This is a genomic window from Methylobacterium sp. D53M, assembly GCF_053345625.1.
Window position 1 is genome coordinate 1 of record NZ_JBKFAL010000053.1, and the last position, 9,805, is coordinate 9,805.

The window sequence follows — 9,805 nt, forward strand, 5'->3', positions numbered from 1 at the left end:
GGCCGCGGGCGCGGCCGGGCTGGCGGGGCCCAGGACCACGATCGGCTCGCCGGCCTTGTATTCCGGGGAGACGCGGACCTGATTGCGGGTCAGCGCGACCGACAGCTTGCGCTCCTTCCCGCCGTCCGGCGTGAAGCGCAGGGCGCGCCAGTCCACGGCGATCTTGCGGGTTCCCACACCGAGGAAGCCGCCGAAATCGATGATGGCGGCGCGGGGATGACCCTCCTTGTCGATGATGATGTCGATGACGCGCCCGAGCTCGTCGCCGCCGGCGCTGCGCACGCTGCGGCCGAGCAGGCTCTCGTAATCCTGCGTGTCGAGGACGGTGGCGGGTGTCCCCTGCTGCTGAGCCTGGGCCGCGGAGGGCGGCGCGCCCGCGGCAGCCGGCGGGCTGGCGGGCGGGGCGGCCGGGGTCGCCGCGGGCGGTGGCGTCGGGGCCGGTACCGGGGCCGGCGTCTGGCCCGGGGTCTGGGCAGGCGTCTGGGCCGGCGGTGCGGATGGCGGCGCGGCCGGACTCTGCGGCGCGGCCTGACCGGCAGGACCCTCGCTGCCGCTCACCTGGGCCTGCGCCGCGGCCCCCGACGCCCAGAGGGCGAGCGTCACGGCCGCGATCATCCGGTTGGTTCTGAACACGCTTCGTCCTCTGAGGAAAGGCCGGGCCGCGCCGGCGTGCCGGCGCGTCCACGACCGCATTCGGCCGGTTCCGGGTCCGCCGCCGGCAGGATCCCGCCCGCGGATGGCGTCGTGCCGCAGGACCTGGGCGAAGTTATGGACCGCGGCGGCTTCGCAGCAAGGCTCGGGCCGCGCGGGGCGCCCGCACGGCCCGAGGGGGCGGCGTCATCCCCCGGCGTCCCGCGGCGCTGTCTGGTTTTCGCCGCATCCCCAGCGTAGACAACCGCGCATAAACCCACGCGAGCCGCGGATGGCACCGTGGCCACTGTCGAGGACTACACGATGTCGACCCTCACCACGTCGCGATGCGCGGCAGCGCGCGGCCTCGCGCTCGGTGCTGCCCTGTCCGGTCTCGTGGCCGGCTGTCAGGCGCTCGGCGGAGGCGGAGGCGTGATGCCGGCGACGGAGGTCGGGTTGCCGCCGTCGCTGCGCGGTTCGCTGCCGAACCGCGAGCCGCGCAACGCCGCGGTCGATGCCGACGGTCAGCCTCTCCAGACGGCGCCGACGAGGCAGCTCGCGATTCCCAAGACCGCCGGCGGCGCCACGCGGACGGCCGACAGCGGCGAGCGCCGCATCCGGCGCGAGGATCTCGACGGCGGCAACGCGGCCGTCGGCGGTAGCGGCGGCAGCGGATCGATGGGCCCGATGCTGTCGCCGGGCGGCAGCGTCGGCCTCGGCGGGAAGTTCTGAGCCGGCACGTCCCGGGGCCCGCACCGCTCCGCAGCGGGGCGTCCGCGCGCCGCGACGCGGGATGATCCGCGCCCGACAGCCCGGGTCGACGAGCCGGGCCTAACCGGCCGCCTGGCTCGGCGCCTCCGCGAGCACGCCGGCCTCGAGATCGACCACGTAGCCGCCGAGTTCGGTGCTGTAGCTCAGCGCCTTCCAGGGCAGCGGGTGATGGGTCTCGCCGAGCCCAAGGAAGCCTCCGAAGGCCAGAACCGCGTAGGCGACCTGTCCGGAGATCTTGTCCACCATGAAATTGTGGATGGCGCCGAGATGGCGGCCGCTGCGGTCGTAGACGGCGGTGCCCTCGACCCTGTTGGACGCGATCAGACGCGGCGTCTCGTCGATGGCGACGCCTTCGCCGGCGGCGGGGTCGAGCTCCAGCGTGCCGGGCTTTCTCAGGGTGCGCTCGTTGGGCAGGTCCGTCGGCATGATCTCTCCCGGTTCGCGCGCGGGGTCGTGCCCGCGCGGCGGTCCCTCGGCTCACTAAGCGCGCCGGTCGGGACCGGTTCCGCCGGCGGGGCGCGGGGTCCGGACCCGCACCGAGCGCTCAGCGGTCGGGCGGCATGCCGGCGCTCGCCCGCCGCTGGTTGATCCGGTCGCGGACCGAGCGGTTCGCCAGCAGCATCTCGAAGCCGAAGGCCACGAGGGCGCACAGCGTGCACAGGATCGCCGCGCCGAACAGGCCGAACAGCAGGGTCGCGACCGTGCTGTCGCGCAGCGCGCCCACGAACAGCGTCAGCACCGAGCCGCAGGTCGCCACGCCGCCGAGCGCGGCCAGGAACACCGCGGCGTCGAGCGCGAGGGAGCGCCGATGGAGGCGGTCCAGGCGCTGCCCGAGGCGGACGCGCTCGGCGTCGCCGGCCCCCGCCAGCAATCCGGAGACGTGGTCGGCCTGGTCCGCCACGCGCGCGAGGCGGGCCCCGAAAACGTTGAGGAGCGTCGCGATGCCCGACAGCAGGAAGACGGGGCTGAGCGCCACCTGGACGACGTGGGCAGTCCCTTCCAGGCTCGCGAGGGTGATCGGGTCGGTCATGCGGTCGGGCTGATGCACCCGGCGGACCGGCGCGGCAATCCCGGGTCGCTCAGATCAGTCCGCGCCCCGGCGCGGTGCCGGAGGCCGTCGTCTCCGCGCGGATCACCAACCCGAGACCGGTGACCAGTCCGGTGGCGAGCAGGAGCGCGAGCGTGAGGGCCGGGGCGAACATGTCTGTACTTCGCGCGCAGGATTGTTAAGAGCAGGTTTCGCGCCCGGCATCGGACCGAATAATCTTCACCACGGCGTCGATCGGGCGATCCCACAGGGGATTCTCGTGCGTGCCTTGTGGATGAGGGGGCTGCAAAGGCAATTTCCCCTTGGAACGGCGGCGGCACCGCTTAGTTGCTGCTATGCTGGCTCGGCCGTGGGGCGATCATGCCCCGGCCTGCGGCCCGAGAACCGGAGGAAGTTTATGGCCACAAAGACCGAGAAGGCTGCGCCGAAGGCGGCCAAGACCACCAAGACTGCGGAGAAGGCCGCCCCGGCGAAGGCTGCGAAGCCGGCTGCCGCCAAGTCGGCCGGCACCAAGCCCAACGCTCTGCAGCAGCCGCTGAAGCCGTCGGCCGAGCTCGGCGCCATCGTCGGCACCAGCCCGCTGCCCCGCGGCGAGGTGGTCAGCAAGGTTTGGGACTACATCAAGAAGAACAATCTTCAGAACCCGCAGAACAAGCGCGAGATCGTTGCCGACGACAAGCTCAAGAAGGTCTTCGGCAAGGACAAGTGCTCCATGTTCGAGATGAACAAGCATCTCGCCGCCCACCTGAAGGCCTGATCACGACCTAGAGCCAAGTCCGGCGTCTCGTCTGGGCCGACGGCTCTAGGTGCCTCCGCGACGCTCCAGTCGGGCCGGACGACCGGCCGACATGGCGCGGCGCGCCGCGGGCGAAAGCCGGGTATCCAGAGCCGCCGGTCAACCCGGCGGGCTCGGGCGATCCGCGGAACGGGGGGCGTCCACAGGTCCGGATCCCACGGGTCTGGATCCCGGGCTTCCTCGCGCGCTCTCGCTGGGCCATCGCGGTGCCGCGTCCGCGGGTTGGTCGACCGGGCCACCGCTTCCGAGACCGGCGGGTGATGCCCGGACCGGTCCTGATCCCGGGTTCGGGCCCTGCCTGATCCTAGGCGAGGCCCTGCAGGACACCGCCGTCGACCCGCAGAGCTGCGCCGGTGGTGGCGCTCGCTGCCGGGCTGCAGAGATAGGCGACGAGGTTCGCCACCTCCTCCACCCGCGCGAGGCGCCGGATCAGCGAGGAAGGCCGGTGCTCCGCGACGAACTGGCGGCCCATGGCCTCGAGGTCGGCGTCGGCCGCGCCGCCGGCCATCTGCGTCATGAACTCCGCGACGCCCTCCGACAGGGTTGGGCCGGGCAGGACGCTGTTGACCGTCACGCCGCTGCCGGCCACCGTCTGGGCGAGCCCGCGGGAAATCGCGAGCTGCGCGGTCTTGGTCATCCCGTAATGGACCATCTCGGTCGGCGTGTTGATCCCGGACTCGCTGGAGATGAAGATCACCCGGCCCCAGCCGCGCTCCGCCATGCCGGGCGTGTAGGCCCGGGACAGGCGCACGCCGCTCATCACGTTGACGTCGAAGAAGCGCTGCCAGTCGGCATCCGGGATCTCGAAGAACGGCTTCGGCTCGAAGATCCCGGTGTTGTTGACCAGGATATCCACGACCGGCAGCCCCTGGACGAGCGCGGACACGCCGTCCGCGGTCGCGACATCCCCCGGTGCCGCGAAGGCGCGGCCGGCCCGCGCCTCGCCCCGCAGCCTCGCCAGCGCGGCCTCGACGCGCTCGGGCGTGCGGCCGTTGATGCCGATCTCGGCGCCGAGATCGAGGAGTTCCTTGGCGATGGCGTAGCCGATGCCGCCGGTCGAGCCGGTGACCAGGGCCTTCCGGCCGGTGAGATCGAGATCCATGGGACGCTCCTGCACGTGACTCGTCGCGTCAACGCGGTCCCGCGCCCGCGGTGGCATACGGGGTCGGTCTAGCCGCTCCGACTCCGCCGCAGGACGCTGGCGCAGCCGCCGATCACCGAGAGCGCCACCGCGCAGGAGAGCGAGATGGTGACGGCCCGCTCGGCCCCGAGCCCGTGCGTCAGGCCGAAGATCACCGCCACCAAGGCCGCGCCGAGCGACTGCCCGGTGAGCCGCGCCGTCGACTGCATCCCGCTCGCCCCGCCGGCCCGCTCGCGCGGCGCCGAGGTGACGATGACCTTGTTGTTGGGCGACTGGAACAGGCCGAAGCCGAGGCCGCACAGGGTGAGCCTCCAGACGATGTCGAGGGTGGCGGGGGCCGCGGGCAGGAGCGTCACGCTGACGAGCCCGGCGGCCATCATGGCCAGCCCGACGCCGCCGAGGATGCCGGGCGGGTAGCGGTCCGCGAGGCGGCCGGAGATCGGCGCCATCGCGGCGACCGCGATCGGCCAGGGGGTGAGCAGGAAGCCGGTCTGGGTGCTGGAAAGGTGGAGCACGTCCTGGAAGTAGAAGGGCAGCGCCACGTAGGAGACCATCTGGGCGCAGAACGAGGCGACGGACGTCGCCATCGACAGGGCGAAGGCGGGGATCCGCAGCAGGTCGACCGGCAGGAGCGGGGCGGCCAGCCGGATCTGGCGCCGCACGAACACCGCGGCGATGACCAGGGCGGCGGCGAGCTCGACGATCGCGACGCCGCGCGCCTCCGGATCGCCGAGACCGTCGATCCCGATGATCAGCAGGCCGAAGGTCAGCGCGTTGAGCACCGCGCTCGCGAGGTCGAAGGGGCGGCCGCTCGCCGGTGTGACCGGCAGGGTCCGGGACGCCACCGCCAGGGCCAGCAGGCCCACGGGGATGTTCACGAGGAACAGCCAGGGCCAGGTCGCCACCGAGAGGATCGCCGCCGCCACGGTCGGGCCGGCGGCCGAGGCCACCGCCACCACCAGCGCGACGTTGGCGACCCCCTGGCCGATCATCCGGTGCGGGTAGATGAAGCGCACGAAGCCGATATTCACGCTCATGATCGCCGCGCCACCGAGGCCCTGGACGATGCGCGCCGCGATCAGCATCGGCAGGTTCGGCGCGACCGCGCAGGCGAGCGACGCGGCGACGAACAGCGCGAGCCCCGGCAGGTAGACTTTCCGGAAGCCGAAGATGTCGCCGAGGGCCGCGAACGGCAGGAGGCTCGCCGTGACGGCGACCTGGTAGGCGTTGACCACGAAGATCGCGTCGGCCGGCCGGACCGCGAGGTCCTTGGCCATGACGGGCAGCGCCACGTTGACGATGGCCCCGTCGAGGACCGCCATGGTCATGGCGAGCCCGATCGCCGCCATGGCGAGGACGCGCTCGCGCGGCGGCAGGCCGTCCTGGACGGGCCCCTGCGCGGTGCCCTGAGGATGACCCGGCGGGCTGCCTGTCGGACCGTGCGGGACCTGCGCCATGGGTGCGCGCTCCTGCGGCGTCCCGGCGGGTCCGTGACGTCGATGGCGGGGGGACATCCGGGCACGAGACGCGCCGCGGATGCTGCTCCCTGTCGCGCAGGCGGGGAGGCCCGTCGAGGGGTGCCGTGTGTCCTATGTCACGGCGCGGACGGCTCTGTTCGCCGCGGACGCCCGCGGCTCGGATCCGGCGCGAGCCGGCGCGTCGCGGCGCCCGATCGGGCTCAGGCCAGCATGTAGGTCAGCAGGGAGCGGAGCTGGGCCGGCTTGATCGGCTTGTGCACGAGCTCCGCGCCGGCGGCGGTGACGCGCTCCTCGACCGCGCCGGTATGGTCGGCTGTGGTGACGATGACCGGGAGCGGGTCGGTCCGCAGCGCCCGGAGATAGGCTGCCACGTCGAGGCCGCAGGCGCCGTCGTCGAGATGGTAGTCGAGCACCAGGATGTCCGGCGCCCCGGCGCCCGCCGCGACGGCGGCCTTCACGCCCGCGAGGTCGCGGAAGGTGGAGACCCGGGCCTCCCAGTTCTGAAGGAGGCGCGCGAGGGCGTCGGCCGTGGAGGCGTCGTTCTCCACGACGAGGACGTGGGCCCCCGAGAGCCGGGTCGCCACCGGGGCGGGCGGCGCGGCGGCGGCCGGGACCGCGCTCAGGGGCAGCGTCAGCGACACCCGGGTGCCGTGGCCGACCCGGGAGCGCAGCCGCAGGGGATGATCGAGGGCGAGGGCCATGCGTCGGACGATCGACAGGCCGAGGCCGAGGCCCGGCTCCTCGCCGCTGCTCGGCCGGTCGCCGCCCCGGAAGAACTCGTCGAAGACGAGCTCGCATTCCTCGGCGGCGATGCCGCAGCCCGTGTCGGTCACTTCGATCCGGACGCCGCCGGACCGGCGCCGGGCCGCCAGGACGATCCCGCCGGTGCGGGTGTAGCGGACGGCGTTGGAGACGAGATTCTGGAGGATCCGCTGCAGGAGCACCACGTCGCTGGTGACGGTCAGGTCCGGGCAGTGGACCGACAGGCGCAGGCCCTTGCGCTGCGCGAAGGGTTCGAAGCTCTCCGCGATCCCCGCCAGCAGGTCGGGCAGGAAGACGGGCTGGACCTGCGGCCGGACGATCCCGGCATCGAGCTTCGAGATGTCGAGGAGCGTCTTGATCAGGTCCTCGATGGTCTGCAGGCCCCGCTCCACCTGTCCGGCGATGGTGCGCGCCTCCGGCGGCACGTCGAGGTCGGCGAGCGCCGAGATCGAGAGGCGGGCGGCGTTGACCGGCTGCAGCAGGTCGTGGCTCGCCGCCGCCAGGAACCGCGTCTTCGAGCGGTTGGCGGTCTCGGCCTCCTCCTTGGCCGCGGCCAGCGCCTCGTTGGAGCGCTCCAGCCGATGCATCAGCCCGGTCAGCTCCTCGGTGCGGGTGCGGACCCGACCCTCGAGCATGATCGCCGTCTGGAACAGCGAGTAGGCGCTGCCCCGCTGGTCCATGGAGCGCTCGACATGGGACATCAGCGCGGCGTTGATCCGCTCGAGCTTCTCGATCCGCCGGTGCAGGGACGCGTCGGTCTCGAGGCCGTTCGGGTGCAAGGTCACGACGCGGCCGGGGCGGGGGCCGCGGCCGGCGCGCCCGCGGCGAGGGTCTTGCCGATGGCGATGCCCGTGAAGGTCTGGTTCAGGTGCATCGCCCGGTACTGCTCGCCGAAGGTCTCGAAGCCGACGACGTTGTAGCGGCGGTAGAGGTCGGCGATCCCGTGCCGGACCTGCCGGCTCTCGGCGTCGAGGCGGCGGAGCACGCACTCGAAGCCGATGATGAGGTCGACGCCGCCGAGCACGGCGTCGAGGCGCGCCAGCTCCGCCCGGGTCGAGGCGACGATGTCGCGCGGCTCGGCGAGGGTCAGCACCACGCCCTCGTCCACCGCGCAGAAGAAGCTGAGCGAGCCGTCCTCGTTCATCCGCCGGATCGAGCGGCAGAAATACTCGCCGCCGACCTTCACGGCGAGCGGGTAGGCGGCGAAGCTCATCGGCGACAGGCCCTCGGGGTCGAGGCCGATCGCCATCGCGTATTCCCGGGCCGCCGGCTCGGCGTTGAGCTCGTGCACGGTGCGGCGCTCGCCGTCCGAGGCGGTGACCACGAACTTGGTCCGCGTCGGCTCGAAATTGTCGCTCTTGAAGATCTCCACCGAGAAGTCGGTCTCGACGAGCACCAGGACCGCCGCCTTGCGGTGGATCTTCCCACCGTGGAGCATGACGGCGTCCCGGAAGCGCAGGTCGTCGCCGGCCGAGCCGCCGACGATCGGGATGCCGTCGAGCGCCCAGGCGATCGCCGAGACCACGGTCTCCTCGGCGTTGGCGAGCCCGTCGATCAGCGACAGGGCGAAGCGGTGGCCCGTGCCGGCCGCGTCGACATCGCGGCACCGGTCCAGCGGGTCCAGGGTCCGGCGCAGCGCCCGGACCGCCGAGGCGGTCCGCTCCACGTCGAGGTGGTCGATGGCGTCGAGGACGGTCGAGACGATCCGGAACCGCTCGGCCGGGAACGCGATGACGACGAGCCCGCGGTCGAGGCCGCCGGCCGGGGCGATGCCGCCCGACATCGAGCAGCCAGCCACCGGCACGCCGGGGAACCGGGTCTCCAGCGCGCGGGCCAGGATCTCGGCATCGTAATCGGCGGAGAAGAACGCGACGACCTGCGACAGGGCGGTGTCACCGACCGCGCGCGCGACCTCCGCGGCCGCGTCGGCGGCCCCGGCCGCGTCCGTCCAGGCCGTCCAGATGCCGCACAGATGGCGGCGCACTCCCGATCCTTGAGCCACGTTCCACCCCCTGCGACCCCCTCGGCAGGCTTGGCGCCCGCTCTTCAGCGTCTTGGGCGGAGTATGTCGTGCGCAATCGAGCGGTGCAACGGGGCGTGTCGACCCGGTCCGGTTCGCGCGGGAAGCCGGACCAGGGCGGCCTCACTTCATGCAGGCATCCTCGGCCTTCTCGAAGGCCGCGGGCTTGGGTTCGTGCTCGGACGGCCGGTTGCGGCCGAGCGCCCCGTCGGAGCGGGCTCGGAGATAGGTGTAAATGTCCGGCAGGTAGCAGGTGACGTTCTTGTTCTCGCCGAAGGCGGGCATCACCAACTCCTGCGAGGCGTTCACGTCCCTCTTGCCGCCCACGACGATGCCGGCAAACTGCGCGTAGTCCATGCCCTTGAGGGCGTCGACCAGCGACGGCGCGTAGGTCGATCCCAGCCCGTCGGGGCCGTGGCAGGCCATGCAGTTCGCACTGTACCGGACGTAGCCGGACATGGTGTACCAGTCGACCATCTTGCCGCCGTCCGTGACGTGGTAGGTCGGGTTACCGTTCTTGTCGGTGTACTGGCCGTCCTGGACCTTGGCCGGCTGCGTCGGCCCGTCGCTCTTCAGGTCGGTCGCGGGCGGGGCGGCGGTCGGAGCCGCGGCGGAGGCCGGCAGCATCCCCAGGGTTCCCGCTGCGAGCCCGGCCAGGACGAGGCCGGCCACTCTGTCTGCAACGCACCGCATACGTCTTCCTCCTGCCGCCCACAGGCTTCTTCTTGGTGGCGCGGTGCCGGGATAACGGCGGATCTCGTCGGAGAACACCTTGAGGCGCCTTCACGTTTTCGCGCACGGCCGGGGAGCGTCGCGATGACCGGCCAAGAGTGCGCTTATCCGCGTTGCGCACAGCATTAACCTTTTGTTAATCGGCGGATTGCCGCCGGCCCCCCGGCGTGAGAGCTTTCGTTAACGAGAGCTTAACGGTTGGGTCCCGGCGATGCGGTTCGCGGTTTCCATGATGCAGGGCCTGGTCAAGGGACCCGCCTCGCGTCGGCTCTCCCGGAGCCGCCGGGCGGCCCTGGCTGCCTTCGCCGTCGCGGGGCTCGCCGCCCCGGCCCAGGCGCAGACGCTGGCGAGCCTGCCCACCGAGGCCGGCGCCCGGGTGCAGGGCGATGCCAAGCCGATCGCGGCGTGGGTGACGTTCTGCCAGACC

At 72.4% G+C, this 9,805-nt stretch carries 11 protein-coding genes and 1 pseudogene; 3 read left to right on the plus strand and 9 right to left on the minus strand.

Annotated features, from left to right (window positions below):
- Positions 1-615 (minus strand): PRC-barrel domain-containing protein (locus tag ACLBYG_RS30955; RefSeq protein WP_447684010.1); only part of this gene is annotated, 615 nt, incomplete at its 3' end.
- Between the two features lie 339 nt (positions 616-954).
- Between ACLBYG_RS30955 and ACLBYG_RS30960 the strand changes: the two genes are divergently transcribed.
- Complete coding sequence (locus ACLBYG_RS30960; RefSeq protein ID WP_026604823.1) at positions 955-1,362, plus strand: hypothetical protein; 408 nt, start codon at positions 955-957, stop codon at positions 1,360-1,362.
- Between the two features lie 99 nt (positions 1,363-1,461).
- On the opposite strand, the gene ACLBYG_RS30965 is transcribed toward ACLBYG_RS30960, so the two are convergent.
- The 3 genes from ACLBYG_RS30965 to ACLBYG_RS30975 all read right to left on the minus strand — a co-directional run bounded on the left by ACLBYG_RS30965 (position 1,462) and on the right by ACLBYG_RS30975 (position 2,603).
- A complete protein-coding gene (locus ACLBYG_RS30965; RefSeq protein ID WP_447684004.1) occupies positions 1,462-1,827 on the minus strand; it encodes a PRC-barrel domain-containing protein in 366 nt (121 codons plus the stop codon).
- A gap of 118 nt (positions 1,828-1,945) precedes the next feature.
- Positions 1,946-2,431 (minus strand): DUF2721 domain-containing protein, encoded by a 486-nt coding sequence (locus ACLBYG_RS30970; protein WP_042669689.1) that lies wholly within the window; start codon positions 2,429-2,431, stop codon positions 1,946-1,948.
- 49 nt (positions 2,432-2,480) lie between these two features.
- Positions 2,481-2,603, minus strand: a complete 123-nt coding sequence (locus tag ACLBYG_RS30975) for a hypothetical protein (protein ID WP_020092516.1) — start codon at positions 2,601-2,603, stop codon at positions 2,481-2,483.
- 243 nt (positions 2,604-2,846) lie between these two features.
- On the opposite strand from ACLBYG_RS30975, the gene ACLBYG_RS30980 reads away from it, so the two are divergent.
- Entirely contained in the window at positions 2,847-3,206 is a 360-nt protein-coding gene (locus ACLBYG_RS30980; protein ID WP_012320460.1) for an SWIB/MDM2 domain-containing protein, read from the plus strand.
- A 343-nt stretch (positions 3,207-3,549) separates the two neighbouring features.
- On the opposite strand, the gene ACLBYG_RS30985 is transcribed toward ACLBYG_RS30980, so the two are convergent.
- The 5 genes from ACLBYG_RS30985 to ACLBYG_RS31005 all read right to left on the minus strand — a co-directional run bounded on the left by ACLBYG_RS30985 (position 3,550) and on the right by ACLBYG_RS31005 (position 9,339).
- On the minus strand, positions 3,550-4,347 hold the full coding sequence (locus tag ACLBYG_RS30985) for an SDR family NAD(P)-dependent oxidoreductase (protein ID WP_447684005.1): 798 nt from the start codon (positions 4,345-4,347) through the stop codon (positions 3,550-3,552).
- Between the two features lie 68 nt (positions 4,348-4,415).
- A complete protein-coding gene (locus tag ACLBYG_RS30990; protein ID WP_447684006.1) occupies positions 4,416-5,843 on the minus strand; it encodes an MFS transporter in 1,428 nt (475 codons plus the stop codon).
- Between the two features lie 221 nt (positions 5,844-6,064).
- Complete coding sequence (locus tag ACLBYG_RS30995; protein WP_447684007.1) at positions 6,065-7,411, minus strand: ATP-binding response regulator; 1,347 nt, start codon at positions 7,409-7,411, stop codon at positions 6,065-6,067.
- Positions 7,408-8,610, minus strand: coding sequence for an FIST signal transduction protein (locus tag ACLBYG_RS31000; protein WP_447684008.1), 1,203 nt, complete (start codon positions 8,608-8,610; stop codon positions 7,408-7,410). Before ACLBYG_RS31000 ends, ACLBYG_RS30995 begins: the two co-directional genes overlap by 4 nt.
- A 159-nt stretch (positions 8,611-8,769) precedes the next feature.
- Positions 8,770-9,339, minus strand: coding sequence for a c-type cytochrome, methanol metabolism-related (locus tag ACLBYG_RS31005; RefSeq protein WP_447684009.1), 570 nt, complete (start codon positions 9,337-9,339; stop codon positions 8,770-8,772).
- Between the two features lie 250 nt (positions 9,340-9,589).
- On the opposite strand from ACLBYG_RS31005, the pseudogene ACLBYG_RS31010 reads away from it, so the two are divergent.
- Positions 9,590-9,805 (plus strand): annotated as a pseudogene (locus ACLBYG_RS31010) (transglutaminase-like cysteine peptidase); the annotation flags it as partial.

What these genes read in the sequence shown, in the direction of transcription:
- ACLBYG_RS30960 (WP_026604823.1), top strand. Translation starts at nt 955, where the DNA reads ATGTCGACCCTCACCACGTCGCGATGCGCGGCAGCGCGCGGCCTCGCG.
- ACLBYG_RS30965 (WP_447684004.1), bottom strand. Translation starts at nt 1,827, where the DNA reads ATGCCGACGGACCTGCCCAACGAGCGCACCCTGAGAAAGCCCGGCACG.
- ACLBYG_RS30970 (WP_042669689.1), bottom strand. Translation starts at nt 2,431, where the DNA reads ATGACCGACCCGATCACCCTCGCGAGCCTGGAAGGGACTGCCCACGTC.
- ACLBYG_RS30975 (WP_020092516.1), bottom strand. Translation starts at nt 2,603, where the DNA reads ATGTTCGCCCCGGCCCTCACGCTCGCGCTCCTGCTCGCCACCGGACTG.
- ACLBYG_RS30980 (WP_012320460.1), top strand. Translation starts at nt 2,847, where the DNA reads ATGGCCACAAAGACCGAGAAGGCTGCGCCGAAGGCGGCCAAGACCACC.
- ACLBYG_RS30985 (WP_447684005.1), bottom strand. Translation starts at nt 4,347, where the DNA reads ATGGATCTCGATCTCACCGGCCGGAAGGCCCTGGTCACCGGCTCGACC.
- ACLBYG_RS30990 (WP_447684006.1), bottom strand. Translation starts at nt 5,843, where the DNA reads ATGGCGCAGGTCCCGCACGGTCCGACAGGCAGCCCGCCGGGTCATCCT.
- ACLBYG_RS31005 (WP_447684009.1), bottom strand. Translation starts at nt 9,339, where the DNA reads ATGCGGTGCGTTGCAGACAGAGTGGCCGGCCTCGTCCTGGCCGGGCTC.